This is a genomic window from Candidatus Planktophila sp. (assembly GCF_040402315.1).
Classification (GTDB): Bacteria; Actinomycetota; Actinomycetes; order Nanopelagicales; family Nanopelagicaceae; genus Planktophila.
The window spans coordinates 1-26,319 of record NZ_JBBAMU010000014.1 but is presented as its reverse complement, the minus strand read 5'-3'; the positions used below and the strand labels follow the sequence as shown (position 1 = coordinate 26,319).

Annotated in this window: 29 protein-coding genes and 1 pseudogene; 23 read left to right on the top strand and 7 right to left on the bottom strand. The window is 48.4% G+C overall.

The features are described 5' to 3' along the window. Window positions 1-194 (top strand): annotated as a pseudogene (locus AC9UEP_RS03760) (ABC transporter ATP-binding protein); the annotation flags it as partial. After that, a complete protein-coding gene (locus AC9UEP_RS03755) occupies window positions 181-1,371 on the top strand; it encodes a SpoIID/LytB domain-containing protein (protein ID WP_509544117.1) in 1,191 nt (396 codons plus the stop codon). The pseudogene AC9UEP_RS03760 and the gene AC9UEP_RS03755, both read left to right, overlap by 14 nt. Before the next feature lie 10 nt (window positions 1,372-1,381). Here the strand turns inward: AC9UEP_RS03755 and dapD are convergent, their stop codons facing one another. Further along, the gene (gene dapD / locus AC9UEP_RS03750; protein ID WP_509544115.1) at window positions 1,382-2,299 is read right to left on the bottom strand and encodes a 2,3,4,5-tetrahydropyridine-2,6-dicarboxylate N-succinyltransferase; all 918 of its coding nucleotides are present in this window, start codon (window positions 2,297-2,299) and stop codon (window positions 1,382-1,384) included. Window positions 2,300-2,329: 30 nt separating this feature from the next. Here dapD and AC9UEP_RS03745 point away from each other — a divergent pair, with 30 nt between their 5' ends. The 9 genes from AC9UEP_RS03745 (at window position 2,330) to AC9UEP_RS03705 (ending at window position 8,550) form a co-directional block, all read left to right on the top strand. Then, window positions 2,330-2,869, top strand: a complete 540-nt coding sequence (locus AC9UEP_RS03745) for an LOG family protein (protein ID WP_509544113.1) — start codon at window positions 2,330-2,332, stop codon at window positions 2,867-2,869. Next, a complete protein-coding gene (locus AC9UEP_RS03740) occupies window positions 2,870-3,319 on the top strand; it encodes an SRPBCC family protein (protein WP_509544111.1) in 450 nt (149 codons plus the stop codon). 40 nt (window positions 3,320-3,359) lie between these two features. Then, complete coding sequence (locus AC9UEP_RS03735) at window positions 3,360-3,551, top strand: sigma factor-like helix-turn-helix DNA-binding protein (RefSeq protein WP_223298135.1); 192 nt, start codon at window positions 3,360-3,362, stop codon at window positions 3,549-3,551. Between the two features lie 85 nt (window positions 3,552-3,636). Further along, window positions 3,637-3,816, top strand: coding sequence for a DUF3117 domain-containing protein (locus AC9UEP_RS03730; RefSeq protein ID WP_509544108.1), 180 nt, complete (start codon window positions 3,637-3,639; stop codon window positions 3,814-3,816). A 161-nt stretch (window positions 3,817-3,977) separates the two neighbouring features. Beyond that, on the top strand, window positions 3,978-5,312 hold the full coding sequence (locus tag AC9UEP_RS03725; RefSeq protein ID WP_509544107.1) for a leucyl aminopeptidase family protein: 1,335 nt from the start codon (window positions 3,978-3,980) through the stop codon (window positions 5,310-5,312). Beyond that, the gene (locus AC9UEP_RS03720; protein ID WP_509544105.1) at window positions 5,309-5,935 is read left to right on the top strand and encodes an O-methyltransferase; all 627 of its coding nucleotides are present in this window, start codon (window positions 5,309-5,311) and stop codon (window positions 5,933-5,935) included. The genes AC9UEP_RS03725 and AC9UEP_RS03720 overlap by 4 nt, the downstream gene beginning before the upstream one ends. Window positions 5,936-5,990: 55 nt before the next feature. After that, complete coding sequence (locus tag AC9UEP_RS03715; RefSeq protein ID WP_509544103.1) at window positions 5,991-7,109, top strand: S1C family serine protease; 1,119 nt, start codon at window positions 5,991-5,993, stop codon at window positions 7,107-7,109. Window positions 7,110-7,129: 20 nt separating this feature from the next. After that, window positions 7,130-7,435: a sec-independent translocase gene (locus tag AC9UEP_RS03710; RefSeq protein ID WP_509544101.1), complete on the top strand. Its 306-nt coding sequence runs from the start codon at window positions 7,130-7,132 to the stop codon at window positions 7,433-7,435. Then, a complete protein-coding gene (locus AC9UEP_RS03705) occupies window positions 7,432-8,550 on the top strand; it encodes an Mrp/NBP35 family ATP-binding protein (protein ID WP_509544099.1) in 1,119 nt (372 codons plus the stop codon). The genes AC9UEP_RS03710 and AC9UEP_RS03705 overlap by 4 nt, the downstream gene beginning before the upstream one ends. Here the strand turns inward: AC9UEP_RS03705 and AC9UEP_RS03700 are convergent. Beyond that, a complete protein-coding gene (locus AC9UEP_RS03700) occupies window positions 8,521-9,015 on the bottom strand; it encodes a DUF1003 domain-containing protein (RefSeq protein WP_509544119.1) in 495 nt (164 codons plus the stop codon). The genes AC9UEP_RS03705 and AC9UEP_RS03700 overlap by 30 nt on opposite strands. Before the next feature lie 2 nt (window positions 9,016-9,017). Continuing rightward, on the bottom strand, window positions 9,018-10,337 hold the full coding sequence (locus AC9UEP_RS03695; RefSeq protein WP_509544097.1) for a magnesium transporter MgtE N-terminal domain-containing protein: 1,320 nt from the start codon (window positions 10,335-10,337) through the stop codon (window positions 9,018-9,020). Window positions 10,338-10,378: 41 nt separating this feature from the next. Here AC9UEP_RS03695 and AC9UEP_RS03690 point away from each other — a divergent pair, with 41 nt between their 5' ends. The 3 genes from AC9UEP_RS03690 to AC9UEP_RS03680 are packed head-to-tail and all read left to right on the top strand — an operon-like array spanning window position 10,379 to window position 12,749. Beyond that, complete coding sequence (locus AC9UEP_RS03690; protein ID WP_509544096.1) at window positions 10,379-11,299, top strand: DMT family transporter; 921 nt, start codon at window positions 10,379-10,381, stop codon at window positions 11,297-11,299. Further along, a complete protein-coding gene (locus tag AC9UEP_RS03685; RefSeq protein WP_509544095.1) occupies window positions 11,296-12,141 on the top strand; it encodes a PHP domain-containing protein in 846 nt (281 codons plus the stop codon). The genes AC9UEP_RS03690 and AC9UEP_RS03685 overlap by 4 nt, the downstream gene beginning before the upstream one ends. Then, window positions 12,138-12,749, top strand: a complete 612-nt coding sequence (locus AC9UEP_RS03680; RefSeq protein ID WP_509544094.1) for a MarC family protein — start codon at window positions 12,138-12,140, stop codon at window positions 12,747-12,749. The genes AC9UEP_RS03685 and AC9UEP_RS03680 overlap by 4 nt, the downstream gene beginning before the upstream one ends. On the opposite strand, the gene AC9UEP_RS03675 is transcribed toward AC9UEP_RS03680, so the two are convergent. Genes AC9UEP_RS03675 through AC9UEP_RS03665 form a run of 3 tightly spaced genes read right to left on the bottom strand, consistent with a single transcriptional unit; the run spans window position 12,746 to window position 14,983 of the window. After that, on the bottom strand, window positions 12,746-14,071 hold the full coding sequence (locus AC9UEP_RS03675) for a DEAD/DEAH box helicase (protein WP_509544092.1): 1,326 nt from the start codon (window positions 14,069-14,071) through the stop codon (window positions 12,746-12,748). The genes AC9UEP_RS03680 and AC9UEP_RS03675 overlap by 4 nt on opposite strands. Continuing rightward, window positions 14,072-14,323 (bottom strand): DUF3107 domain-containing protein, encoded by a 252-nt coding sequence (locus AC9UEP_RS03670; protein WP_509544091.1) that lies wholly within the window; start codon window positions 14,321-14,323, stop codon window positions 14,072-14,074. 15 nt (window positions 14,324-14,338) lie between these two features. Beyond that, window positions 14,339-14,983 carry a TetR/AcrR family transcriptional regulator gene (locus AC9UEP_RS03665; RefSeq protein ID WP_509544089.1) on the bottom strand — a complete coding sequence of 215 codons (645 nt, stop codon included), beginning with the start codon at window positions 14,981-14,983 and terminating at the stop codon, window positions 14,339-14,341. Window positions 14,984-15,029: 46 nt separating this feature from the next. On the opposite strand from AC9UEP_RS03665, the gene moeZ reads away from it, so the two are divergent. Genes moeZ through AC9UEP_RS03650 form a run of 3 tightly spaced genes read left to right on the top strand, consistent with a single transcriptional unit; the run spans window position 15,030 to window position 17,391 of the window. Further along, window positions 15,030-16,211 carry an adenylyltransferase/sulfurtransferase MoeZ gene (moeZ, locus tag AC9UEP_RS03660; RefSeq protein ID WP_509544087.1) on the top strand — a complete coding sequence of 394 codons (1,182 nt, stop codon included), beginning with the start codon at window positions 15,030-15,032 and terminating at the stop codon, window positions 16,209-16,211. Further along, window positions 16,211-17,083, top strand: a complete 873-nt coding sequence (gene mshB / locus AC9UEP_RS03655) for an N-acetyl-1-D-myo-inositol-2-amino-2-deoxy-alpha-D-glucopyranoside deacetylase (RefSeq protein WP_509544086.1) — start codon at window positions 16,211-16,213, stop codon at window positions 17,081-17,083. The genes moeZ and mshB overlap by 1 nt, the downstream gene beginning before the upstream one ends. After that, complete coding sequence (locus AC9UEP_RS03650) at window positions 17,080-17,391, top strand: hypothetical protein (protein WP_509544085.1); 312 nt, start codon at window positions 17,080-17,082, stop codon at window positions 17,389-17,391. The genes mshB and AC9UEP_RS03650 overlap by 4 nt, the downstream gene beginning before the upstream one ends. A 1-nt stretch (window position 17,392) precedes the next feature. Here the strand turns inward: AC9UEP_RS03650 and cysS are convergent, their stop codons facing one another. Beyond that, complete coding sequence (cysS, locus tag AC9UEP_RS03645; RefSeq protein WP_509544083.1) at window positions 17,393-18,967, bottom strand: cysteine--tRNA ligase; 1,575 nt, start codon at window positions 18,965-18,967, stop codon at window positions 17,393-17,395. Window positions 18,968-19,048: 81 nt separating this feature from the next. Between cysS and fdxA the strand changes: the two genes are divergently transcribed. From fdxA to AC9UEP_RS03615, 6 genes are all read left to right on the top strand, one after another. After that, window positions 19,049-19,369 carry a ferredoxin gene (gene fdxA / locus AC9UEP_RS03640; protein ID WP_509544082.1) on the top strand — a complete coding sequence of 107 codons (321 nt, stop codon included), beginning with the start codon at window positions 19,049-19,051 and terminating at the stop codon, window positions 19,367-19,369. Continuing rightward, complete coding sequence (gene dapC, locus AC9UEP_RS03635; RefSeq protein ID WP_509544081.1) at window positions 19,338-20,429, top strand: succinyldiaminopimelate transaminase; 1,092 nt, start codon at window positions 19,338-19,340, stop codon at window positions 20,427-20,429. Before fdxA ends, dapC begins: the two co-directional genes overlap by 32 nt. Next, window positions 20,429-21,385 carry a nucleotidyltransferase family protein gene (locus AC9UEP_RS03630; RefSeq protein WP_509544079.1) on the top strand — a complete coding sequence of 319 codons (957 nt, stop codon included), beginning with the start codon at window positions 20,429-20,431 and terminating at the stop codon, window positions 21,383-21,385. The genes dapC and AC9UEP_RS03630 overlap by 1 nt, the downstream gene beginning before the upstream one ends. A gap of 142 nt (window positions 21,386-21,527) precedes the next feature. Further along, window positions 21,528-21,836, top strand: coding sequence for a WhiB family transcriptional regulator (locus AC9UEP_RS03625; protein WP_509544077.1), 309 nt, complete (start codon window positions 21,528-21,530; stop codon window positions 21,834-21,836). Between the two features lie 54 nt (window positions 21,837-21,890). Continuing rightward, complete coding sequence (locus tag AC9UEP_RS03620; protein WP_509544075.1) at window positions 21,891-24,926, top strand: glycosyltransferase family 2 protein; 3,036 nt, start codon at window positions 21,891-21,893, stop codon at window positions 24,924-24,926. Then, a complete protein-coding gene (locus AC9UEP_RS03615; RefSeq protein ID WP_509544073.1) occupies window positions 24,923-26,224 on the top strand; it encodes a DUF5719 family protein in 1,302 nt (433 codons plus the stop codon). The genes AC9UEP_RS03620 and AC9UEP_RS03615 overlap by 4 nt, the downstream gene beginning before the upstream one ends. The last annotated feature ends 95 nt before the right edge of the window (window positions 26,225-26,319 follow it).

Genomic DNA, 26,319 nt, shown 5'->3' with positions numbered 1-26,319 from the left:
AGGAGTTGCGCAGCGCAGATCGCGCACTGATTCTTGTCAGCCATGCACTTGCCACGATTGAAGATATTTGCAATGAGGTCATCTGGCTTAATAAGGGCAAGCTTATGATGCGTGGAAACCCGACTGAAGTGATTACCGCCTATCGCAAATTTGTTAACGCTAGAAAGAGCGCATCATCTGATGAGGACGTATAAAGCCTTACTCTTAATTTTCTGCATCTCATTTGCCGCAACATCGACAGCCACAGCAAATGCACCTCTCCAGTTTTCATTTACTGGTTCCGGATACGGCCACGGCGTTGGAATGAGTCAGATCGGAGCTAAGGCTCGCGCGATCTCAGGTGAAAGTGCCACAGCAATCCTTAATTATTATTACAAGAACGTGCAGGTTGCTCCGATAGTTGATACCCAGACGATACGGGTAAACATAGGTCGCGCCCAGAAGACAATTTCATTTGTCAGCGCAACACCAGATTCGACAATTCAGATCTTTAGCGGTGACATTGCAAGTGCGCAAGGTGTACTACCCATAATGACTTTAGGTGCCAAGAAGAAGATAACCTTCAACGTTGATGGAGCATTTGCAGCAGGTGAAGGGCTGCGTGCCAAAGCATTCACCATCAGATGGAGCGGACCTGCAACAGTGATTACCTTTTCACAGCCAGGTAGCGCTGTGAAATACAAATATGGGCAGATTCAGGTGAAGGTAGTAAAGGGTGCCATGGAGGTCACTAACACATTGGCCCTTCGCGATGAATATCTTTGGGGGATAAGTGAAGTGCCGTCATCTTGGCCTGCTGCCGCACTTGATGCACAAGTGATTGCTTCGCGTTCATATGCAATGTCAAAGTTAGGAAAAATTAATTCAGCATGTGATTGCCAGGTCTATTCACATATTGCGGATCAAAATTTTGTCGGCTTTTCCAAAGAATCTGAGCCGAGATTTGGTCACCTCTGGAAAGCGGCAGTCACGCGAACAAATATTGACACAACGACAAGTCTGGCAATTCTTTCCAATGGAAAACCGATTCAGGCCTACTTCTTCTCATCCTCCGGTGGTGCAACCCAGACGACCCTCGATGCCTGGGGACAGGCAACTAGTTATACGCAGTCAGTGCTAGACCCCGCAGGGCTAGATCCTAAAAATAATCCTCGCTTTGCTTCCTGGAGCGCATCAGCAGATCAGGCTCTGGTAGCTACCGCCTTTTTGCTTGCAGATATCGTTACTTTAGAAATTATGTCTCGCAATACTGCCGGGGCAGTTACCTATATCAAGGGCACAGCAAGTGATGGCTCTACCAAGTTACTTAGGGGCGATACCTTTAGAAGCAGAGTGAAAATTCCCTCGCCCTACTTTAATTTAGCGGGTTAACGCTCGAATATTAGTTGGCGTGCAGAACAGAGTTCAGGCCGCCCCAGGTACCGGTGCGCATTACAACTTCAAGACCGCCACTGAGTGAGTTACGACGAAATAGCAGATTATTTGCACCTGAAAGTGTGCCGGCTTTCACAACTTCACCATCAGGTAACTTCACTTTGGCAGCTGCAGTGATGTAGGTACCAGCTTCGATTACACAATTATTACCAAGTGAAATTCCTAAACCAGAGTTAGCGCCTAGTAAGCACTTTTCTCCCACAGAGATAACTTCCTTGCCACCACCGCTGAGGGTTCCCATAATCGAAGAACCACCGCCAACATCTGTGCCATCTCCAACAACCACACCTGAAGAGATGCGACCTTCGACCATAGACGTTCCAAGAGTTCCAGCATTGAAGTTAACAAATCCCTCATGCATCACAGTTGTGCCAGGTGCTAGGTGGGCACCTAAACGAACACGATCAGCATCTGCAATTCGCACACCACTTGGCACTACGTAATCAACCATGCGTGGAAACTTATCTACAGAGATAACGCTCACGTGACCATGCTGGGCTTTCAGACGTGCACGTGTAATTTCAAATCCTTCAACGGCGCAAGGTCCAACTGAGGTCCAGACCACATTGGCAAGAAGCCCAAAAATTCCTTCTAGTGATGCACCATGTGGCTTAACCAAACGGTGTGAGAGTAGGTGCAGTCGCAGATATGCATCGCGTGCATCTTTTGGAGCTACTTCTAAATCAATTTCAATCAAGACTATCTCTCGAGTCACTCCGCGCGCATCATCTAGGCCCACCATCGATTGCAACGATGGATCAGATTGACCAGCAAGAGCGCCAAGTGCCGGCGCAGGAAACCAGACATCGAGCACAGTTGTGCCGGCAAGAGTTGCGATTCCGTGGCCATGAGCTAATGAAGACATGTTCTAAGCCTAACCCCTATCCTGTGCAGCATGCGCATTGCAGTATTTTGTTCTTCATCACCGTCGATTGATTCGAAATATATAGACCTAGCCTTTGAACTCGGTGCTGGTATCGCCCAGAGCGGTGCTGAATTAGTTTCAGGTGGTGGGCATATCTCATCCATGGGCGCCGTTGCACGCGGTGCCCGCAGCAAAGCAGGGCGCACCATCGGGGTGATACCTCAGAAGTTAGTTGATATTGAATTCGCAGATCACGAGAGCGATGAGCTAATTGTGGTTGACTCCATGCGCACCCGTAAGGCAAAGATAGAAGACTTATCCGATGCCTTCATTACCCTCCCCGGTGGGCTCGGCACGCTAGAAGAACTTTTTGAAATATGGGTAGGGCGTTATCTTCAATTCCACGACAAGCCAGTGATCATTCTTGACCCACATGGTATTTATCAGCCGCTACATACATTGGTGGAACACCTAGAAAATGAGAACTTTGTGAAACCTGGAATGCGCGATCTTTTGCATTGGACTACTACTGTTGAGCAAGCTCTTGCTTTTGCATATGGGAAAAAGTAAATGGCGATAAATACGCTGGCGATTTCGCTCACAATTCCAGCACCTCGAATAGAAGTGTGGAAGGCAATTGCAGATTGGCCTTCGCAAGGGGAGTGGATGCTGCAAACAAAAGTCTGGGTAACATCAGAGCGCACTTCAGGAGTCGGCACTTCCATTGCTGCATTTACTGGACCATTTCACAAGTTCTATCCTCGAATCAAGTCACCAGGGTTACTTGACCTCATGACCGTTACACTTTGGGAAGAACCAGCTCGATGCGATGTTGAACATCATGGAAAGATTCTTAAGGGAAGTGGTTCATTTATTCTCAGTGAAGAAGGTGCGCAATCCACGCGCTTTGATTGGTCTGAAACAATCGTGGCACCGCGAGCGCTCTTTTTGCTGATTGCCCCTTTCCTCTATGTGGGTGTGCGCATATCCCTCGCGCGATTCGCACGAACATTTCACTAAGCACTCAACAATTACTTGCTCACCGAGTAATCTGTATCCTGTGAGCAACCCTCAAACGCTGGCGCAGTTGCTCGCCTCTCTCCCTGAGGAAGAGCGCTTCATCCTCACCTTGCACTACCTTCGATCCAAGAGCAGTGCAGAAATTGCAGCGCTCTTATCTGTTCCCGAAAAATCGGTTATCGCCGTGATTGAAAGCGGAAAGAAGCGGCTCACCGCCTTTTTGGGCATGTAATTGCCTCGATTTCACCTCGGGCTCATTCTGCGAGATACTTCTCCCGACCGTCCACGCCCGCGCATCGTCACAAGGAGTCCCCACTATGGCAGCTATGAAACCTCGTACTGGTGATGGACCCATGGAAGTCACCAAGGAAGCGCGCTCGCTAGTGATGCGCATTCCGCTCGAAGGTGGAGGCCGTTTGGTCGTTGAACTTAATCCTCAGGAAGCTAACAACCTGGGCGCAGCCCTCGAGGCCGCAGTTGCTCTTATTAAGAAGTAGAGCGGACCGAAGAAATTCTTCACGCAGTTGCTCCTGAATTAGATTCTCTTATCGGAGTAGATGTTCTTGTACTGGGATATATCCAGTCAAAAGATGGAGAAATCTCATTTGCTGGAAGCAAGAAATTACTCAGAAAGATTGAAAAATTCTTTGAAATAAACTTGGTTGACGAAGTTTCATTCTTTAAACCAACTGGTAAAGCGGGGGAAATAAACGAAATTCCCGTTCTTCATGATGGCTCTACTGTTGATCGTCTTTATCTTCTTGGTCTCGGAGATCAATTGCTGACTTCTTATCGCACTGCTGGCACTGCGATCGGGCGCAAGGTGCGGGGAAAAGCAATAGAAGTAATTTCACTTTGTGCACAGAGTGCTCCTGAAATTAAAGCACATGGAGTTTCAGCTGCACTCGGCGCCTATTCGTGGAGCCTTAAGACGGGCAAAGAAGTTGAGATTCCTCGGATTGGAATTGCAACTCTTGATAAAAAAACCGTTGCCCGCACATCAGCCATTGCACAAGCACTCTATACAGCGAGAGATCTAGTCCATACTCCATCTAACATTAAGAATCCGCTGTGGATGGCGCAAGAAGCGAAGAAGATTGCAGATGAAAATGGATTGGCGATCAAAGTATTAGCCGGTAAGCAACTAGCTGATTTTGGTGGGCTGCGCGCAGTAGGAAACTCTTCCCCAGCACCGGGACCGCGCTTTATTGAACTTTCCTATATTCCAAAGATGCGTGGGAACTCAGCAGCAGCGCTACCTCATATAGTCATTGTTGGAAAAGGAATTACTTTTGATACTGGTGGTGTCTCCCTCAAGCGTCCTTATGAGTCAATGACGGCGATGAAGAGTGATATGGCAGGGGCAGCAGCAGCCCTTGCAACCATTAGCGCACTTCCGCAACTACAACCTAAGGTGCGAGTAACGGTCTTGCTCATGTGCGCCGAAAATGCGCTCTCGGGTAGCGCGCAGCGACCATCAGATGTAATCACTCAATACGGTGGCACCACTGTTGAAATTATTAACACTGATGCAGAAGGTAGGCTCGTACTTGCCGATGGCCTTGCTTATGCAGTTGCAAACCTCGATCCGGATTATTTGATTGATATTGCAACCCTGACAGGTTCTGCAACGCTAGGACTTGGCCGTCAATATGCCGCCCTGTACTCGCGCGATGAAAAACTTGCCCAGCAATTTATGGAGATTGGCGAAGAAAGTGGCGAACGCGTCTGGCATATGCCACTGCTTGATGATTACGCAGATTCCCTGGAAAGTGATGTGGCAGACCTTAATCACGCAGCAGATAAGGGCGATTACTCTGCTGGGTCTGTTACTGCCGCCTTATATCTCGAACATTTTGTCGGAGACAGTCGCTGGGTGCACCTTGATATCGCTGGAACGGGGCGCAGTGAAAATGACTCTGGAGAAAATGTGAAGGGCGGCACCGGTTTTGGCGTGCGTTTATTCATTGATTGGATATTGTCTCTCTCATGAATATTGACCCGCATACATATGCAGAGACATTTATTACAGAGGGCTCTGTAAAAAGTGCGGCGCGTGCACGAGGAGAAGAAAATGGAGTCACCGATGTCTCGCAAGGCACAGGTGCATATCTGCGCCAACTTGCTCATCAAATCAAGGCTCAGTCAGTAGTTGAAATTGGAACAGGATCTGGTGTTGGCTCACTCTGGATTTTGGAAGGAATGCTGGCAAGCGGAACGCTGACATCGATAGATGATGAGATGGAACATACAACGATTGCAAAAATTGCTTTAGCTGATGCAGATATCGCACAGACCCGAATTAGATTCATTACAAATTCGGTGATGGATGTCATGACAAAGCTCACCGATCGCGCTTATGACCTGGTTATTTTTAGACATAACCCGGAAGATTTAAGTTTTGCCATCTCTGAAGCTCATAGAATCTTGCGAAGCGGGGGAGTCTTTGTCATTGACAATTTTTATGGTGGTGGCAAAGTTCCAGACCCAGCCCAGCGCGATCCGAAGACCATTGCTCTGCGTGAGGCAGGAAAATCGGTAAAGGCCGATACTGATTCGTGGGTGACATCACTGATTCCAATCGGTGATGGATTGTTGCTTGCAACGAAGTTGTAGCAGAATTCACCTATTAAGTTTCATCCTGTGAGTGTCATCCTGTGAGGTTATTTCTGTGAGTGATTTCGATAGCAAGCCTTGGTGGGAAGCACCTGCTCCAAAGGGCTTGAATAGATCAATCTCCCTCAAATCTGCAATCGTGCTTGCACTTGGTGCTGGGCTGATTGCCGGAACATTCACAGCTTCCTCTACCGGATCACTCTTTGGTCGCTCAGTAAATCTTGTTAAATCAACATCGACTATCGAGCGCCCAGTGGGATCTGTTGCTGAAATCGCTCAACGCGTTCTTCCATCGGTTGTCTCCATTGAAGCAAAATCAAAAAATGGTGGTGCTACTGGCTCTGGGTTTGTTATAGACAGTACTGGCTACATCCTGACAAATAACCATGTAATTACTGGATCGGTTGAAAGTGGTGGGGATATCTCAGTCAGACTCAATGATGGTTCTGAGTATTCAGCGAAAGTAGTTGGCCGAGATAGTTCATATGATCTCGCAGTACTTAAAATTATCGGCGCCACCCTCAAGGCTTTGCAATTCGGAGATAGCGAAAAAGTTGCCGTGGGTGATTCAGTAATTGCAATTGGCTCACCACTGGGACTAACTGGCACAGTAACTCTCGGCATTATTAGTGCAAAGGATCGCGCAGTAACTGCAGGAGAATCTCAAGCCGACAATTCATTTATCAATGCGCTGCAAACTGATGCGGCAATTAACCCTGGAAATTCAGGTGGACCACTTGTGGATGCGACCGGCTCTGTGATCGGTGTTAATTCTGCAATTGCCTCCCTTGGATTTTCAGCAAGCTCTCAAACTGGGTCCATCGGTCTTGGATTTGCAATCCCTATTAATCAAGCACGCAAGACGGCAGAGCAGTTAATTAAGAATGGGAAAGCGACATATCCTGTTATTGGAGTCTCAGTTGAGATGAATTACAACGGGGTCGGTGCACTCATTGCAAAGACCGGCGTTGCAATAGTAAAAGGTGGAGCCGCAGAAAAGGCTGGGCTTAAGGCTGGAGATATCATTATTGAATTTGGTGGACGCGCTATTGGGTCAGCTGAAGAGTTGATTGTTGCAATTCGTGCGCAAAACGTAGGCGATAAGGTGGAGATAATCTATAAGCGCGGGTCTGTGAGCAAGAGCGCCACACTGGTTCTGACTGCATCAGAGTAAAGAGATAGGCTTCCTACATTATGTTCTTCGATTTTGGTGCTGGTGAAGTAATCGGGCTCGCTCTCCTTGCGATGATTCTTTTGGGTCCGGACAAGTTGCCACAGTTCGCCGTGGATGCGGCCAGGATGGTCAAGAAGATAAGAAACTTTGCAGCAACAGCCACAAATGAACTTAAAGATAATTTAGGGCCAGGTTTTGAAGATTTACAGCCGTCTGATTTACACCCTAAGACATTTATTAAGAAGCAATTAGCAACTGCCCTAGATGAGGATGACTCGCCAAAGAAATCAAAGGCAAAAGCGCAGATTGACCCCGATCTCCTATGAGCATGTTAGAACTTATTCATGCAGCACTTGCCACTGTGCAAGACCCGGAACTCCACCGCGCCCTACCCGAACTGGGCATGGTGAAATTCGTTGCGCACAATGGAACAACGGCCGAGCTAGAAATTCTGCTCACTATTACTGGGTGTCCCATGAAGGATCGTCTGACAACTGATATCGAGAAGGCTGTCCTAGCAGTTGATGGCGTCTCTGAAGTTTCCATCACTTTTGGCGTGATGGATGAAGAGCAGCGAGCAAACATCAAGAAATTACTTCGTAATGGTCGTGAAAGTTTTATCTCATTTGCGCAAGCTGATTCACGTTGTCGTGTAATTGGTGTTGCATCTGGAAAAGGTGGAGTTGGAAAGTCATCACTAACAGCAAACTTGGCAATTGCCTCTGCCCAGAAAGGGCTACGTGTTGGAATTCTTGATGCTGATGTCTACGGCCATTCAATTCCCCGCCTTATGGGGCTGATAGGCCAACGCCCCACAGCAATAGATCAAATGTTTATTCCACTTGAATCCTTCGGTGTGAAGACCGTTTCGATGGAGATGTTTAAACCTGAACGCTCCGACGCCATTGCTTATCGTGGACCACTTCTGCATCGCGTTCTGGAACAACTCTTATCAGATGCCTATTGGGGCGATCTTGATCTGCTCTTTATCGATCTTCCACCTGGAACTGGCGATCTTGCAATATCACTAGGGCAATTAGTTCCCACATCAGAGATTGTCGTCGTAACAACTCCGCAAATTGCAGCAGCCGAAGTTGCGGAGCGAGCAGGACGAATTGCCCATCAGATTCATCAACGTGTTATTGGTGTTATTGAAAATATGTCAGCCTACCCATGTGCCAAGTGTGGTGAACTCACATCACTCTTCGGTGAAGGCGGGGGAGAAGAAACTTCTAAACGGCTATCTCAACTGGTTGGCTCAGATGTTCCACTGCTGGGCAAAGTTCCATTTAGCCCTGAACTTCGCGAAGGTGGAGATGGTGGAAGTCCGGTAGTTATTTCGGCTCCTGAAAGCCCAAGTGCTCAAGTGATTAATGAAATCGTTGGCAGACTGATAGTGCGAGAGAAATCTTTACTTGGCGTCAGACTCGGGCTTGCGTAACTCTTCCACAATCTCTTTGGCGAGACTGCCCAGCTCATTGCGCAAGTAATCACGTGTAGCAACATCACCAAGTGCAATTCGCAGGCTTGCAAGTTCGCGAGTTAGATACTCAGTGTCGGCGATGCTACGAGCATTTTGTGCACGGTCTTCATTAAGTGAGATGCGATCTCTATCTGCCTGGCGATTTTGCGCAAGAAGAATAAGTGGAGCAGCGTAAGAGGCTTGCAAGGAGAGAATGAGAGTAAGGAAGATGAATGGAAAATCATCAAATCTAAGATCACGTGGAGCGAGCGCGTTCCAGATAACCCAACTAAACACAAAGACTGTCATGTATACCAAGAAGCGAGCAGTGCCTAAGAAACGAGCAAACTTCTCGGAAAGGCGACCGAATGCCTCGGGATCATAATTTGCGCGAAGGGATCGACGGGTCTCGCGTGGGGTATCTAAACCATCGTTACGTGCCATCATCAGAGCTCCTTCGGTACATCGTGTGAATCAGCAAAACTTGTATCAATACTTTCAAGAGCGGCAGTTGTTGTGGCTGAATCTCGGTGATCATGTCGCCAGTTTTCAGGAAGCAAGTGGTCTAGGACGTCATCGACTGTTACTGCGCCAAGTAGACGATCATTTGCATCGATAACCGGCAGTGAGAGCAAGTTATAACTAGCTAAGTATGACGAAACAGCGTGCAAAGATGCATCTGGATTTACGCCCTGGGTATTGGTATCAACGATTGATCCCAAGAGCGTTGATGGACGCTCACGCAGTAGTCGCTGGTAGTGCACCATCCCAATAAATCGACCAGTAGGAGTTTCTAGTGGTTGGCGGGCGATAAATACTTGTGATGCTAGTGCAGGTGAAATCTCACTCTGACGCACGGCTGCCAGTGCATCTGCAACGGTGTAATCAGCTGACATCACGATTGGCTCGGTCGTCATCATTCCACCGGCTGAGTAATCTTCATATGTCATCAAACGCAATACATCTTCCGCATCTTCTGGGTCCATCAAGTTAATTAATTCTTGTGCACGTTCTTCACCGATTTCGCGCAACAAGTCGGCGGCATCATCAGGATCCATCTCCTCCAGAACATCGGCAGCACGTTCACCTTCGAGTTCAGCAAGGAGTGCTACGCGCTCTGCTTCATCCATCTCTTCTAATACATCAGCAAGACGTTCGTCATTAAGTGCGCGCGCAACTTCAACGCGACGCTTCGGAGCCAAATCTTGTATTACTGCAGCTAGATCCGCCGCACGTAGATTACTTAATGTTGAAAGTAAATTTGCAACACCTTGATTTGATTCGTGTTGCGCAAAGCCGGTGACGTCTTCCCACGCAAGGGTAGATGTTGCTCCTTTGCGGCGGAATCCGTGGCCTTTGCGCATAATGTGAACACGAGTAATGAGCCAGTCACCAGTGCGGTTCTGTTCCATTGCCATATCCTCCACAAGTACAGCTTCGTTTTCTTCAATCACCGTGATGGTGCGGTCGAGTAAATCACCCAATACGAGTAATTCACCGGTGCGGGTATCAAATCGACGCATATTAAGAAGCCCGGTAATAACAACGGCGCCTGATTCGATTGATGTGACACGAGTTATGGGAACGAATACACGACGGCGTAGTGGTACTTCAACTACTAATCCCAATACGCGTGGTGATTGGTTATTAGAACGAAGGGTCGCGACAGCATCGCGCACCTTGCCGACTGGATCACCGTTAGGGTCAAAAACTGCAGTTCCGGCTAAGCGGGCGAGAAATATTCGATTGCTGTTATTTCCGCTCATGGGATAAGAGTAACGGGTGACCTATCGGCTAGGTTTGCTCAATGAACTCATCTGGGAAATCATCGGCCGGCATAGGTATCGATAACCACACTCAGATGCCTGCTCGCCCCGACCTGATTCGCCTCATTATCGGAGTATGTGGAGTCGGCTCCTCAGGACCCCTGATTGCAATGAGTGCGATGCCGGTACCCACATTGATTTTCTGGCGAAATTTTGGGGGCGCGCTACTTACACTGCCATTTGCACTGCGACATAAAGTCACTCGCAAAAGTGTTCAATTAGCTGCACTTGCGGGAGTGTTGCTGGCATTGCACTTTGTAGGATTCTTTTTATCAATGCGTATGACAAGTGTTGCAGCAGGTACAGCCCTGGCTGCAACACAACCAATTTATGCCGCTTTCTTTGTAAAACTCACAGGGGGCCACATTCCCGGTAAAGCATGGGTTGGAATGTTTATTAGTTTTCTCGGCGTACTTCTTGTGACGGGCGTTGACTTGCAGCTGGATAAAAAATCATTCTTAGGAGATCTGGCAGCGTTGATAGCTGGTGCACTCGCTGCTGCCTATATGTTGGTAGGTTCGCGCGCACAGCAGCAAATGGAAACAACGTCTTATACGACTATTTGTTATTTTGTATGTTCAATTACCGCACTACCGATGGCACTGCTGCTCGGCTATGAGGTAATTCATTTTTCAGCCAGAGAATGGTGGATCCTGCTGGGTCTGATTTTGGGAGCACAACTCCTTGGCCACACGGTATTTAACTCAACGCTTAAGAGGGTATCTCCTGCAATTGTTTCGATGATTGTCTTCTTTGAAGTACCTGTAGCAGCGATTCTCGCCTTCATCTTTGACATTGGCAAGCAACCAACTTTAAGTATTATTCCTGGGGTAGTTCTTATTCTTCTTGGTTGTGGACTTGTTGTATTAAGGAATACAAAAGAGAGTAGCGTAGAACTGTGATAGATCTGCACACCCACACAACCTGTAGCGACGGTACTGATTCCCCATTCGCGCTAGTTAAGAAAGCACTTGCTACCGGCGTTACCACTCTTGCTATCACCGATCACGACTCCACTGCGGGATGGAGTGAAGCAATTACCGCGCTGCAACCGCAGATTGAACTTGTATTGGGTGCAGAAGTTTCCTGCCTGACATCAGACGGAATTAGCGTGCATATGCTTGGTCTGCTCTTTGACGGTGAGAACGCTGCGATACAACAAATTCTTGCTGATTCACGAGATACCCGCATACCCAGAATGCGTAAGATGGTTGAACTCCTACGTGCCGATGGGATTGATATTTCACTAGATGATGTGCAGGCGCAGACTCCCGAAGGTGCCACAGTGGGTAGACCACACTTGGCAGATGCCCTTGTGCGCAAAGGAGTGGTCGCAAGCCGGGATGAAGCTTTCTTAAACTTGCTCAGTAATGAATCTAAGTACTACGTAACTCACGCTGCGCCCACTCCGGTCGAAGCAATTCGTGCAATTCATGCTGCGGGGGGAGTGGCAGTCATTGCTCATCCTTTTGCATCGCGCCGAGGGCAAATCATTACATCAGAGACATTTGCTGATTTGGTTGCTGCGGGGCTTAATGGCATTGAGGTAGACCATCGTGATCAAAATGCAGAGGAGCGCAAAACTCTGCGTGAAATAGCACAGGAGCTCAACCTTGTTATCACTGGATCAAGTGATTATCACGGCACCGGAAAACTTAATGCAATGGCAGAGAACACAACACTTGCGGCACAATGGGAAGCCTTAGAAGCGCAAGCAGATGCCCGAAGGGTGGTACGAGTATGAATTCAATGGGAACAATCACCTTTGCCACGCAGGCATTTGTCACACTCTTTGTCATTATGGATCCACCTGGAGCTACGCCAATATTTCTTGGTTTAGTGGGAGACAAGACTCCACGCGAGCGAGTGCGTCTAGCCTGGCAGGCAGCAGCTGTTTCACTATTTGTTATTGCCAGCTTTGCTTTCTTCGGGCAGTTCATCCTGGAATATATGAATGTCTCTATCGAAGCGCTACAGGCAGCCGGGGGGTTACTTCTTCTCTATGTTTCACTACAGCTTCTCACCGGCACATCAAAGGGCGGAGCTGATCAAAAGAGCTCTAATATCGGAATGGTCCCGCTAGGAACCCCACTTCTTGCTGGTCCCGGAGCAATAGTTGCAACCATGATTTATGTGCAGAAGGCCGACTCCAGTGCGCACTTTATAGGATTAGCCATTGCAATCGTAGCTGTTCATCTGATTATTGGAACAGTTCTGATGGCATCTACAAAGATTATTGGTGTGATTAAGGATGCTGGCGTTACATTGCTGGCAAGTATTGCTGGTTTATTACTTGCGGCAATCGCGGTGCAAATGTTGGCAAATGCAATTAAAGCATTTACCGCAAATTAGCTAGATATTCGCTTGGTCCGAGTACGTTCGCGCTTTACCTGCGGCGCTGCACTCTTTGGAGCACTTTTAGCCGGCGCTACCTTCGCAACCTTGGGTGCTCGTACCTGCTTGAGATTGCCAGTTGAATCGCGCGGAATGTCGAGCATTTCATATAAGTGATCTGAAGATGAGTATGTTTCAAGTGGTTCAGCTAGACCTAATTTAAGTGCGGTATCAATCATCTTCCAACGAGCGAGATCATCCCAGTCGACGAAGGTTACTGAAATACCGTGGGCGCCAGCTCGCGCAGTACGACCAATGCGGTGCACATATGTCTTCTCATCTTCTGGGCATTGGTAATTAATGACGTGAGTAATGCCATCGATATCAATTCCACGTGCTGCAACATCTGTTGCAATCAGGACATCTGATTTACCAGCCTTGAAATCATTGAGCGCCTTTTCGCGAGCGGATTGCCCAAGATCACCATGAATAGTCGCGGCGTTAAATCCACGCTCCACTAATTCATCAGAAGTCTTCTGTGCGGTGCGCTTGGTGCGACAAAAGACAATAGTTGGCCCGCGACCATTGGCTTGAAGAATGCGTCCAAGTAGCTCGATTTTATCCATGGCGTGTGCTCGAATAACGTGCTGCACAATGCGAGAGACAACTGCGCCTTCATCCTCATTATCTTGCGTGCGAATGTGCACAGGTTGGTTCATGAAGCGACGTGCCAGCGCAATGATGTCTCCGGGCATGGTCGCTGAAAAGAGCATCGTTTGCTGGCGAGCAGGAGTACTGGTAAAGATTTTCTCAACATCAGGCAAGAAACCGAGATCTAGCATCTCGTCAGCTTCATCGAGAACTACTCGTGAAACGTTCTTCAGTGTCAGTTGTCCTTGACGATATAAATCTAATAAGCGACCTGGAGTTCCTACAACAATCTCGACACCTTTTTGTAGCGCTTCAATCTGTGGCTCAAATGCCCGGCCACCGTAGACAGCTAAAGTGCGAATTCCGCGGTTGAAGCAGAGTTCTTCAATATCTTTCGTGACCTGCACGCAGAGTTCGCGTGTCGGGACAACAATTAGAACTTGCGGATGTCCCTGGTTTGCTAGTTGTGGCCAATCAGCATCATTAGGTGCGATGACGCGCTCAATGACTGGAATTCCAAATGCGAGAGTTTTACCTGTTCCGGTCTTTGCTTGACCAATAACATCGCCATCAGCGAGTGCGATAGGCATGACCATCTCTTGAATAGGAAAGGGTGAGGTGAAGCCATGTTCAGTGAGCGCATCGATAGTCTCTTTGCGAAGTGGTAAATCTGCAAAAGTTATCGACACTTAATTGGCACCAAAACCGACGCGACGTTCGGTTGGTTGCCCGATTTCCACATAGCCGATTTTCTCTGCTGGCACGATGACTTGATGGCCACGAACATCTGAAAGAACAAGGGGAGTAGCTGATGAAAGCGCAGCTGCGACAGCGGCCTTGATCTCTTCCGGAGCCATTGGGCATTCAAAGGAGAGTTCGCTGCTGACATGTGTGATGGAGATGCGAACTTGTGATGCCTTATCTGATTTCTTTGTGCTCATAGCCCTATCTTAGAGTCAGAGTTCAGTACGGGGAAATCCAGAAATTCCCCGCCACATGAGGTTCTCAACGAGTTCTATCGCTTGTGGGCGAGTGAGTTTTCCATCTCTTTCCAGCCAATGACGAGCGGTGACTTGAACATAGCCAATTAATCCAACGCCGAGCATCATCGCTTCTTCCCGAGGAAGTCCGGTGTCATTGGCGATCACACCACTGACGGCGGCGGCGCAGTCATAGGTCATGCGATTAAGACGCTCACGCACTTGAGGTTCAACGCTCATATCACTTTCAAAGAGGAGGCGGAATGCCTCTCCTTCATTTTCAATAAAATTAAAGTAAGCATCAATAGTGACATGCACGCGTTGCTTATTATCTGCAGTCGAAGAGATAGCTTTCTGAAGTTCAAAGACCAGAGAATCAATGTGAAGGTCAAGAACGGCGAGATAGAGATCTAATTTTGAAGGAAAGTGCTGATACAGAACTGGCTTACTGACATTGGCTCGGTCTGCAATCTCATCCATCGCCGCTGAGTGATATCCAGCAGCTGTGAAGACTTCAAGGGCCGCGGAGAGCAAAATCGCTCGTCGCTCGTCGCGCGGCAGGCGTGATTTATCTGAACGCGAATTATGTGCAGATGCAGTTTCGGTAGTCATTATGCACATCGTACAGAATTGGCAGGCAAAGGCACAGTACGGCAGACTTACACCCATGAAGACACCTCCGCTGGTTACGCCAGGTCCTGCGCTTACCGTTGCTGAGGTTCGTCGATATAGCCGTCACTTAATCATCCCTGATGTTGCCATGGCAGGGCAGCAGCGCATGATGAATGCCAAAGTGCTCTGCGTTGGCGCAGGAGGCCTCGGATCTCCAGCGCTGATGTATTTAGCTGCAGCTGGAATCGGAACTCTCGGAATCGTTGAATACGACACAGTTGATGAGTCAAACCTGCAGCGACAAATTATTCATGGGCAATCAGATATCGGCAAAAGCAAAGCGCAGAGCGCGAAAGAGAAAATTGCTGAGATTAATCCTTACGTAAACGTCATCACCCATGAAACACGACTTGATACATCCAATGTGATGGAGATTTTTTCTCAGTACGACATTATTGTTGATGGCACAGATAATTTTGCAACTCGTTACTTGGTTAACGATGCATGTGTACTTTTAAAGAAGCCATATGTGTGGGGTTCTATCTATCGCTTTGACGGACAGGCAAGTGTGTTCTGGGCAGAGTACGGCCCTTGCTATCGCTGCCTCTATCCAGAACCGCCACCTCCAGGCATGGTTCCAAGTTGTGCTGAAGGTGGAGTGCTCGGAGTTCTCTGCGCAACAATTGGCTCGATCCAAACTACGGAAGCAATCAAGGTACTCACTGGAGTTGGTGAACCACTTATTGGTTCGCTGATGGTCTATGACGCACTTGATATGACCTTTAGGAAGATTAAAGTACGTAAAGATCCTTACTGCCCGCTGTGTAGCCAGAACCCTACCCAGACCGCGCTACTTCCTGATTACGAAGCCTTCTGTGGAGTGCTCTCTGATGCTGCACAGGAAGCAAGTGCTGGCTCGACAATTACGGTGCAAGATTTGAAATCAAAGATTGATGCACAAGAGAACTATTACCTTATCGATGTTCGCGAACCAAGTGAATATGAGATTGTAAAGATTCCGACAGCGCATCTAATTCCAAAACAAGGATTTATTGATGGCTCGGTATTGGCAGCCTTGCCGCAAGACCGACCAATCATCTTGCATTGCAAGAGCGGTGTGCGCTCTGCCGAGTGCCTAGCAATCCTTAAGGACGCCGGATTCTCTGATGCATCACATGTTTATGGTGGTGTGGTTGCATGGGCGAAGCAGATTGATACATCACTGCCGGTCTATTAATGCTTGATAACTACAGCGGCTTTCGAGCGCTCCTTGTGCATGCCCATCCTGATGATGAAACTATTAACAACGGTAGCACGATGGCACTCTATGCAGCGCTCGGTGCAGAGATAACTCTCATTACTTGCACCCGCGGTGAAGAGGGCGAAGTTCTGATTCCAGATCTTGCCCATCTAGCAGCACATGAAACCGACGCACTCGGTGATCATCGGGTGGAAGAGTTGGCGCAAGCAATGGCAGAGCTGGGTGTAGTAGATCATCGTTTTCTTGGTGAAGGCGTGAAACGTTATCGCGATAGCGGCATGATGGGAACGGATGCTAACAACCGCCCCGATACTTTTTGGGGCGCAGACTTTGATGAAGCTACCCAGTTGCTAGTTTCAGTTATTGATGAAGTGAAGCCACATGTGCTGATTACCTATGATGAATTTGGTGGTTATGGCCATCCTGATCACATCCAAGCCCATCGAGTTGCTATGGCAGCGGCAGATCGTGCTGATTGGAATATCCCGAAAATTTATTGGAACGTCATTCCCAAATCTGTCATTGAAGCCGGTATCGAGAAGATGAAAGCCCTTGGCTCAGACTTCTTCGGAGCAGAGAGCGCCGATGATCTGCCTTTCGCAAAAGATGACTCCTTTGCTCATGCGTGCATCGATGGCGGTGACTTTGTTAATAAGAAGATGGATGCAATGCGCGCCCATGGCACCCAGATAGCAGTCGATGGCCCGTTCTTTTCGCTCTCAAATAATTTGGGGCTTGAGATCTGGGGTAACGAGTACTACACACTTGTTCAGGGTGAAAAAAGCGGAGTACTTGATATGCAGGGCTACGAGACCGATCTCTTTGCCGGCATATCACTCACCTTATGAGAGCACTGGCTTCGCTTATCTTCGGAGCAGTTGTGGCAATAGGTGCAACTCTGATTCATCCAACCCTCCCGCCAGCTGGAGTCATATTTGCACTCATTGGTAGTTACCTGTGTATTCGCTGGATAGGTAGATTTTTTGGGAAGAAGAGATACAAGCTCATCGCACTCTTCGGCTGGTTTATCGTAATCATTCGCGCCGGAACATTTGGCGTGGGACAAGAACTCCTTATTCAAGGAGATAACTCAGGTACCGCTCTTTTATTTATTGGATTTATTCTGGGAGTAATTGCAGTGCTTCAACGGGCCTAACTTACTTCCAACGCCAACTCTGCCCAGTGGGGCCATCGCTAATCTCCAGGCCTTGTGCTTCTAACTCTGCTCGCAAGGAATCACTTCGACCCCACTCTTTAGCTTCTCTGGCACGAACTCGGTCAGCTAGCAGCTGTTGCAACTCCGGGGTCAGTGGCTTTGACTCAGGCACTCGATTGAGATCGAGCCCCAGCACCTGCTCTGCGTATAAGAAAATTGCACGCTTATCTTGTGATCCCATCGCAGCATCTTTTTCAATGGTGCGCAACCTTTGCATAGCTCGCGGTGTATCAAGATCATTTGTCAGCGCATCATTAAGCTCTTGATCAATTTTAAGTTCGATAGATGTTCCCCATTCAGACATCAGCGTGCGCCACCTGCGAAGGGTTGCGTGCGCGGCATCGAGTGCTGCCCAAGATAGATCCATCTGTGAGCGATAGCGATTTTCAAGAAGTGAGAAACGTAGCGAGAGTGGATCTAATCCACGTTCCTGCACGTCACTCATAAGCACAACATTTCCAGCACTTTTCGACATCTTGCGTCCTTCAAAGAGCAGATGTTCTCCATGTACCCAGGTACCTACGACTTCGGAATTAGTCAATGAGTTTGACTGCGCGCGCTCGTTTTCGTGGTGTGGAAACCTAAGGTCAATTCCGCCGACATGAATATCCACCTTCGAATCAAGAAAATCAATTGACATTGCGCTGCACTCGATATGCCATCCCGGAAACCCCAGACCCCATGGAGATTCCCAGACCATTTGCGTGCGCGTGCCGGCTAATTTCCAGAGCGCCCAATCAGCATGGAAGCGCTTACCGCTTTCATCGTTGTGCTCATGGCGATAGCCGGGTTTGAGCGCCGCTAATTTGTTGCCGCTAATTGCGCCATAACTTTCAATAGAGGTTGCATCAAAGTAGACCGAGCCATCACTTCCAATGTAGGCGTTCTTGCTTTCAATAAGTTTTTCAACGGCAGAGATCATCGAGTCCATATTCTCTGATGCTCGTGGATAGCTATCGGCTTTTCGGACATTTAATAAGGTCAAATCTTTGTGAAAGCGGGATTCAAATTCACGAGCAATGGCATATGGGTCGGTCTTAGTACGTGCTGCTTCTGCCAGTAATTTATCTTCTCCTTCAAAGTCATCGGCCATATGTCCAACGTCAGTGATGTTTTGTATGAGTTCAACGTCCACACCGGTCATGGTCAGCGTTCGAGTGATGAGGTCTGCAAGTAAGAAGGTACGGAGGTTGCCCACATGGGCATCTCGATAGACGGTAGGGCCACAGCAGTAGATGGAGATATATCCATCACGGCTGATGATTTCTTGAACTTCGCGAGTGAGGGTGTCATAAATATGAAGCTGACCACTGGTGGAATCCCTACGGTTAAAGACTGGGATGATGCGGAAAAAAGCAATATCGCCAAGTGTAAATTCAATCAACTCACCCCGGCGATTGATGAGGCTTGTCTCACTCTGTAATACGCCAACGATGTCATGGAATCCGCCAGCGGAATCTCGCAGGCGAATAGTGGCTCGCTTGCCAACGGCGGCGCGCAAAGTTTCAGCGTTCACGTGGCAACCTTAATCGTGCAATCAACCTCTCGCAGGGTTAGAATCACTTCCTACCGCTCTAAGCCTTCTGGAGGATCTTTCGTGACATATATAATCGCCGAACCTTGCGTGGACGTTAAAGACAAGTCCTGCCGCGAAGAGTGCCCCGTCGATTGCATTTATGACGGTGCTCGGATGCTCTATATCCAGCCCGATGAATGTGTCGATTGCGGTGCGTGCGAGCCTGTGTGCCCGGTCGAAGCTATTTATTACGAGGATGATGTCCCGGGTCAGTGGCAGAACTACAAGAAGATCAATACTGAATTTTTCATAGAACTTGGATCACCTGGGGGAGCATCAAAGGTCGGAGAGACAAACTCTGATCATACCGATGTCACTGCTCTTGCGCCAAAAACTACCTGATTTTCCATGGGATGCACTCGCTCCCTATGGCGAGATAGCGCGCGCACATCCGCAAGGCGCTATTGATTTATCAGTCGGAACTCCGGTAGACCCCACTCCTGAATTAATTCAGCAAGTTTTACGAGAGTCAGCTAATTCTCCAAGTTACCCCCTAACAATGGGAACGCAGGAACTGCGCACTGCAATTCATCATTGGGCTACAACAACACTGGGCGCTACTGGTGAATTCGCAGTGTTGCCACTCATTGGTTCCAAAGAGTTTGTCGCTTGGTTACCCACCTTCCTTGAGTCGGCAACTGTGCTCTATCCACGTATTGCATACCCAACATATTTAGTTGGCGCACTGCTTGCCCAAGCAAAACCCACTGGCGTTGACCTTGATGCAACAACTTGGCCCAAGGCCGATCTGGCATGGGTGAACTCACCTTCTAATCCAACCGGAAGAGTTCACTCAGAATCTGAACTACGTGCAGCAATTGATTGGTCACGAAAGAATAAGAGCGTTCTAGTTTCAGATGAGTGCTACCTAGAATTTGGAGATTCCCAGACCCCTACATCTATTTTGCGATACACAGATGGTGATAACACCAATATTTTGGGTGTGTACTCACTTTCCAAGAGATCTTCGATGGCTGGCTATCGCGCCGCTTTCGTAGTGGGAGACCCGCAATTAATCGCCCGAATTCTGGAAGTGCGCAAGCACGCCGGCATGATGGTCTCCTTACCGGTGCAGCACGCAATGGTTGCCGCACTTTCTGATAGCAAACATGTAGCTGAACAACGTGGGCGCTATAACGCACGTCGCACTCGCCTGGCACCTGCGCTGAATTCTGCTGGTTTTACTATTGATCATTCGGATGCCGGCCTCTATATCTGGGCAACAAGAAGTGAAAGCTCATGGGACTCGGTTGCCTGGCTAGCAGCACTAGGAATTCTTGCTACCCCAGGGATTTTTTATGGCCAAGCAGGAGAGCGCCATATTCGGATTGCACTGACTGCAACCGATCAACAGATTGCAACAGCGGCAGAACGAATTCTTGCGAAAGTAACTGCACCTTAATGGCGGTCGGAATTTTATTGGTAGGTGGTCTTGGCACCCGCCTTAAGCCACTGACAAATGAATCTCCCAAGCCGATGTTGCCAGTTGCTGGTTTGCCGGTGACTGAACATCAAATACTTGCCGCTAAGCGCGCTGGCATACACACCCTTGTACTTGCCACTTCCTACCTGGCGGAAGTCTTCACACCGTATTTCGGTGATGGCAGTAAATGGGGAATCAAAATCCGCTACGCTGTTGAAGAGCAGCCCCTTGGTACAGGCGGAGCCATAAGAAATGCGGCAGAGTTAGTAAAAGGCGATGAACCCATTGTCATTTTCAATGGCGATGTCTTAAGCCGGCATTCGATTGCCGACCAAATTGCATTTCACCAGGAAAAGAAGGCTGATGTCACACTGCATCTGATTGAAGTCGAAGATGCTCGTGCATTTGGCTGCGTTCCGACAGATTCAGACGGAAGAGTCACCGCTTTCTTGGAGAAGATGGAAAATCCGGTAACCAAGTTCATCAATGCCGGCTGCTATATCTTTAGCACTGATGTCATCAATGAGATTCCGCTGGGAGCTGTAGTCAGCGTTGAACGCGAGACTTTCCCATCACTGATTTCACAGAACCGCCCGGTTTATGGATATCAGCAAGATGCTTATTGGCTCGATGTCGGTACGCCAGCAGCTCTCTTTCAAGGCTCACGCGATCTAGTAGATGGCCCCTTTGTGGCGCTGGCTGGCTCCACGATTGGCGCTGGCACGCAAATAACTGGCGGCACCGCAATAGGTGCCAACACAACGATTGCAGCTGGCTGCCGCATCGATGACTGCATCATCGGCGATAACGTGGTGATCGAATCTGATGTGAAATTATCACAATGCTTCATTGCAGAGGGAGCACATGTAAAAAAAGGCACCGAAAGAGCACGCACTTACCTCTCGCAGAGTTCAGATCTGCCGATTTCCCTCTAAATTATCGACTTTTTCGCCGCAAAAAAATTCATCTAAAGTCCCCGTCCTGGGGTTGACTCCGAGGGATTACAACGGTGTAATTCATACCTAGAGCGCAGGTGATTCACAGTGAATCCCGCCCCTTATGACTTGAGGAGTACCAATGCCAATCCGCCCAGAAGGAACATCGACTGGCAAGCCATCAGCCCCTACTGCTGGACCGACTATTCAACTAGCTAATGGCGAGAATTTTGAACTCTCCTGGCAAGAGCGCTCACTCTGCGCTCAGACCGATCCGGAAGCTTTCTTCCCAGAAAAGGGTGGTTCAACTCGCGAAGCAAAGCGCGTCTGCCTCTCCTGCGATGTGCGCCACGAGTGTCTTGAATACGCTCTGGCACATGATGAGCGCTTCGGAATCTGGGGCGGTCTCTCAGAGCGCGAGCGTCGTCGTCTTAAGCGTCGCCCTGCCTAAAGGCAGCCAGAGAGAATTTCACGTCCGCTTCCTTACTTTAGGTAGGTTCTTCCCATGAGCGCTCCGCGGGTAACTGCACTCTTAGTTGTACACGATGGAGCAACCTGGTTATCTCAAGTTGTTGCCTCTCTTGCTTTGCAAACTGTACGACCTAACAAAGTCTTTGCCATCGATACCGGCTCCCTCGATTCCTCTGTGAAGCTACTCAAAGGCGCTCGCATTCCGGTCTCAGCTATCGATCGAGAAAGTGGATTCGGTGCGGCAATAGCTCATGGAATCACGCAGTTACCTGCGCTGATTAAAGATAGCCAAGAATGGATTTGGATTCTCCACGATGATTGTGCGTTGCACCCTGCCGCACTCGAATCTTTATTAGCCGCGATTACCGATCGCCCCAGTGTTGTGATGGCTGGGCCGAAACTTCTTGGTTGGCACGATCGAACACATCTGATTGAACTGGGAATCAGTATTGCAACTAATGGTGCGAGATGGACCGGTCTGGAACCCCTTGAATACGATCAAGGTCAACACGATGGTGTAAAAGAAGTGCTCTCTGTTAGCACTGCAGGTGCCCTCATACGGCGCGACGTCTTTGAGGAACTCGGTGGTTTTGACCAGAATTTAGAGCTATTCCGGGACGATGTTGATTTTGGTTGGCGCGTTCGAGTTGCTGGGCATTCAGTGATTGCAGTCTCTGATGCGATTGGGTATCACGCTCAAGCATCGGCCACTGAGCGACGAAGTGTTGATGTGCAGGGCGCTTTTCTTCACCGCCCGCTATTGCTCGATCGGCGAAATGCAGCCTATGTCTTACTTGCTAACTCAAGTGTGTGGTCGTTACCTGGACTCATCATCACGCTATTTGCTGGGGCAATCTTGCGTTCTATTGGCTATTTATTTGCCAAACTCCCCGGTTATGCATCGGATGAAATTTTGGCAATTGGCTCACTCATTATTCACCCGACCGAATTACTATCGGCTAGGAAATTTCGCAAACAGCACCGACTTATTTCTCCTAGGGTTGTAAATACTTTTGTTCCTTCTCGGATTTCTCAACTTCGTTCCTCAATTTCTCGTCTGGCATCGACGCTACGTTTGGCACTGCTTCCTAATTCACCATCGCCTGAACTACCGATTGTCAGTGACCTAGAGATAAATGAGGATGAAGATCTGCTCGCTCCTGTTTCCCGAACACCGTGGAGAGCTCTCTTCTATCGGCCTATGGTTATTGCCGCATCGATAATCACGCTTGTCTCACTTTCCTGGGCACGAAATAGGTTTGGACCACTGGCTGGCGGCGCTCTTGCCGAATCACCAGATAGTTTTCGAGATTTAATCAAACTCTATATAGCTAGTTGGCATGACGTGGGCATGGGCAGTGCAGAATCCACCCCTGCCTGGGTCTTAATAATTGGAATCGCATCCCTGCTCTTCTTCGGAAATGTTTCGATATTTATTACTGTTTTCTTTTTAGCCGCGCCATTGATACTTCTGCTTTCAGCGCACCGATACTTAAAGAAATTTACAGCTAATCAGTGGCTATCAGCGGGTGCTTCCTTGCTCTATGCCTTATCGCCGGTGGCGATTGCATCGGTAAACGCTGGGCGACTTGGGGTAGTAGTTTTCATGGCTCTCTTGCCATATTTCATTAGGCAATTTCATGCCTGGCCCGAAATCGATCGTTGGACTTGGCGCAGCATCTTTGGACACTCACTTTTTATCTGGTTCCTGCTCTCATTTAATCCATCGGTGCTGCTCATCCTCTTCCTAGGAATCGCACTTACAATTTTCGGCGACTTCAAGAAAGCATCGAATAATCACAGGGATAAACTTTTCCTTGAGCGGCTCAAGCGTCGCCTCACACTTCTGGTGCTCCCATTCTTACTCGCTGCACCAGCTTCTTTCGGTGTATTGCTGCACCCAACGCGAATTCTTCGAGAGATTGGGTTACCTGTTTCTGGCGGTGGGCCGAACTTGGCAATCCTTGCCAACCCCGGTGGGCCGGGATCTCTGCCCTGGTGGTGTGCTAGTCCGATACTTGCAATTTTGTTGGTGGCCTACTTCTCTACTACCGCTGCCCGAAAATTTGCAGTCCCAGGAATTACATTCTTACTCTGTGGAACTTTGCTCAGTGTTGCAGTCATACCTGGTAATGGAACGCCATTGAATGCACAAGTGTCTGTTGGAACGTTTATCGCACTCGCCACACTCTTCTCATTAATATCGGGTGTAGTGATGTTCGACAAAATTAGATCTCGGCTTGAACAATCCAATATTAATTATCGGCATATTTCAGTGGTACTAATTCTTGCCTTAACTCTTATTTATAGTGCGACATCACTCTCATGGCTGGTATCTGCAGGAGCAGATTCACCGCTGCGTACGGGGCAGAAGAACGTGCTACCTGCCTACCTAGCAATAGAGAAGAGTGCCAAATCGCTCGTACTTCGTCCATACAGCAGAAATGGCGAGCGAACGCTTTCCTATTTCATTTCCAGGGGCAGTGACATCACACTGGGAGAAGTAGATGTTGCTCCAGTCGACACTGAGGTAATTTCCCGAGCTGTTGAAGGTTTGATTGACAACACTGGTGTGAGCTCGAGCAAAGTCTTAGCTACCTATGGAATCAAATATGTATATCTCAAGAATCCGATTATTGATGAAGTGGCTCAAACGATTGACGGTTTAGGTGGATTTGTTAGAACTTCTGCAACCAAAGCTGGAATTGTCTGGAAGGTAAGTGAGCCAACCGGACGCATCATTCTCACTGACTACGCCGGCGAAGTTTCCATCATTGAAGGTACCGGAATTAGCGCCTTTGTCCCACGTCCCGGAACAATTACACTCACCGAGAGTTTTAGTAAAGGGTGGAGAATTTACCAAGATGGATTCACCGCAGCTCGCATTGAAGACCGCGATGGTCTTCCCACCTTTGAAATCACAAACGCCGGAGAAGTCACTATCTTCCATGATGGCACGCAGCGAAGGGCCTGGATCTCCTTCTTCATGATTGTGCTGGTCACGATTGTTGTTCTGGCGCTGCCCTCTGGTCGCCGAAAGAGTGAAATATCCGAGAAGGAGCTGGCATGAAAAGTGATCGCGGCTTCATTCTTGTTCTAGCAACAATCTCGATTTTGGTGATCAGTAATTTGCTGAATTTTACAGTTTCAACATCTCGATTTAACAAGTCATATCCATCTGTGATTTGCCCACCTAATACATCAGGTTTAACCACAGCAATCTCTTTAACAAGTGCAAAAACCCAGATAAGAAAAACTGGCACATCTTCAATGAACACTCGTAAAGTAGGAATTCGCCGTTATGCAATAGCTTCACAATCTGCCGTGATCGAAGCGGGGGCAATTACCCCGGTTGTGTGGCAAGTGCGACAAGGAGTGTGGGCTGGTGCATCCGCATGTCAGTCCCCAATAACTTCACGGTGGTTTGTGGGGGCAACGGCAGATATCACCTCAAAAGGTTCGCTGAATTTAGTAAATAGTGGGCTAGGTAAAGCACTTGTTCGTGTCTCTGTCTTTAGCGAGAACGGCGCGCTGACTCCCAGAGATTTAGTTATCAATGCGAATTCATTTAAGCAAATCTCACTGCCATCTTTAGCGCCAGGTGCAAAATCAATTGCTATCCATATCGAACCAAAGTCTGGACGCGTCAATGGTTTTCTTGTTGATGAACGCGGCAAAGGGCTGAGATCACTTGGTGGAGACATTGTGAATTCAACTGATGATCCGGGTAAGAAGTTGCAGATCCCGGCCATCCCACAGCAAGTGAAGAAGAAGACTCCGACCCCCCACACCTTGCGGCTATTAGTCCCTGGAGATGTTGATGCGCGTATCAGCGCTGAGATTCGCTCTACCGACGGCACCTTTTCTCCGGTTGGAATAAACGGTAAGGTGATTGCTCACAAGAAAGTCGTTGAGATTCCAATGAATATCTTGATGAATTCAGGAAAATTTGCACTACATATTTCTTCCGATCAACCAATTCTTGGATCTGTATTTTCACCGACGGTCTCGCAAGGCAAGAATGATTTTGTATGGAGCACCGCGGTTCCGGACTTGCAGGAGTTCACCTTGGCCACCACTGGACTAGCTCCCACGGTGGTCTTCACTGGAGGGGCAATCAATCTCAGACTCACAGTGACGCAGGCCAACGGGAACTCTAGAACAATTGATCTCAAAGGCACTGACATAGCTACCTACATACTTTCTGACACTGCACAGTCGGTTAGGTTTTCTGCAATCTCAGCCGGAACTTCTGGCGCGGCGCTGATTTCATCGAAGAGTGGATATGGATATGTTCCATTGACTCCAGGCAGCGTTCTGACAAAGTCTTCAATTCCTGATTCAAATATCCGTGTGTTAAATCCCTGACTTTTATAGCTACACCGATAGCCTTATACACATGAGATCGTCGGTACGTTCTGGGCGCAGTTGCTCTCGTGTGAGCTGCAATTCTTCGGCATCGA

What these genes read in the sequence shown, in the direction of transcription:
- AC9UEP_RS03755 (WP_509544117.1), top strand. Translation starts at nt 181, where the DNA reads ATGAGGACGTATAAAGCCTTACTCTTAATTTTCTGCATCTCATTTGCC.
- dapD (WP_509544115.1), bottom strand. Translation starts at nt 2,299, where the DNA reads ATGTCTTCATTAGCTCATGGCCACGGAATCGCAACTCTTGCCGGCACA.
- AC9UEP_RS03745 (WP_509544113.1), top strand. Translation starts at nt 2,330, where the DNA reads ATGCGCATTGCAGTATTTTGTTCTTCATCACCGTCGATTGATTCGAAA.
- AC9UEP_RS03740 (WP_509544111.1), top strand. Translation starts at nt 2,870, where the DNA reads ATGGCGATAAATACGCTGGCGATTTCGCTCACAATTCCAGCACCTCGA.
- AC9UEP_RS03730 (WP_509544108.1), top strand. Translation starts at nt 3,637, where the DNA reads ATGGCAGCTATGAAACCTCGTACTGGTGATGGACCCATGGAAGTCACC.
- AC9UEP_RS03720 (WP_509544105.1), top strand. Translation starts at nt 5,309, where the DNA reads ATGAATATTGACCCGCATACATATGCAGAGACATTTATTACAGAGGGC.
- AC9UEP_RS03710 (WP_509544101.1), top strand. Translation starts at nt 7,130, where the DNA reads ATGTTCTTCGATTTTGGTGCTGGTGAAGTAATCGGGCTCGCTCTCCTT.
- AC9UEP_RS03705 (WP_509544099.1), top strand. Translation starts at nt 7,432, where the DNA reads ATGAGCATGTTAGAACTTATTCATGCAGCACTTGCCACTGTGCAAGAC.
- AC9UEP_RS03700 (WP_509544119.1), bottom strand. Translation starts at nt 9,015, where the DNA reads ATGGCACGTAACGATGGTTTAGATACCCCACGCGAGACCCGTCGATCC.
- AC9UEP_RS03695 (WP_509544097.1), bottom strand. Translation starts at nt 10,337, where the DNA reads ATGAGCGGAAATAACAGCAATCGAATATTTCTCGCCCGCTTAGCCGGA.
- AC9UEP_RS03690 (WP_509544096.1), top strand. Translation starts at nt 10,379, where the DNA reads ATGAACTCATCTGGGAAATCATCGGCCGGCATAGGTATCGATAACCAC.
- AC9UEP_RS03680 (WP_509544094.1), top strand. Translation starts at nt 12,138, where the DNA reads ATGAATTCAATGGGAACAATCACCTTTGCCACGCAGGCATTTGTCACA.
- AC9UEP_RS03670 (WP_509544091.1), bottom strand. Translation starts at nt 14,323, where the DNA reads ATGAGCACAAAGAAATCAGATAAGGCATCACAAGTTCGCATCTCCATC.
- AC9UEP_RS03665 (WP_509544089.1), bottom strand. Translation starts at nt 14,983, where the DNA reads ATGTGCATAATGACTACCGAAACTGCATCTGCACATAATTCGCGTTCA.
- moeZ (WP_509544087.1), top strand. Translation starts at nt 15,030, where the DNA reads ATGAAGACACCTCCGCTGGTTACGCCAGGTCCTGCGCTTACCGTTGCT.
- mshB (WP_509544086.1), top strand. Translation starts at nt 16,211, where the DNA reads ATGCTTGATAACTACAGCGGCTTTCGAGCGCTCCTTGTGCATGCCCAT.
- AC9UEP_RS03650 (WP_509544085.1), top strand. Translation starts at nt 17,080, where the DNA reads ATGAGAGCACTGGCTTCGCTTATCTTCGGAGCAGTTGTGGCAATAGGT.
- dapC (WP_509544081.1), top strand. Translation starts at nt 19,338, where the DNA reads ATGTCACTGCTCTTGCGCCAAAAACTACCTGATTTTCCATGGGATGCA.
- AC9UEP_RS03630 (WP_509544079.1), top strand. Translation starts at nt 20,429, where the DNA reads ATGGCGGTCGGAATTTTATTGGTAGGTGGTCTTGGCACCCGCCTTAAG.
- AC9UEP_RS03625 (WP_509544077.1), top strand. Translation starts at nt 21,528, where the DNA reads ATGCCAATCCGCCCAGAAGGAACATCGACTGGCAAGCCATCAGCCCCT.
- AC9UEP_RS03620 (WP_509544075.1), top strand. Translation starts at nt 21,891, where the DNA reads ATGAGCGCTCCGCGGGTAACTGCACTCTTAGTTGTACACGATGGAGCA.
- AC9UEP_RS03615 (WP_509544073.1), top strand. Translation starts at nt 24,923, where the DNA reads ATGAAAAGTGATCGCGGCTTCATTCTTGTTCTAGCAACAATCTCGATT.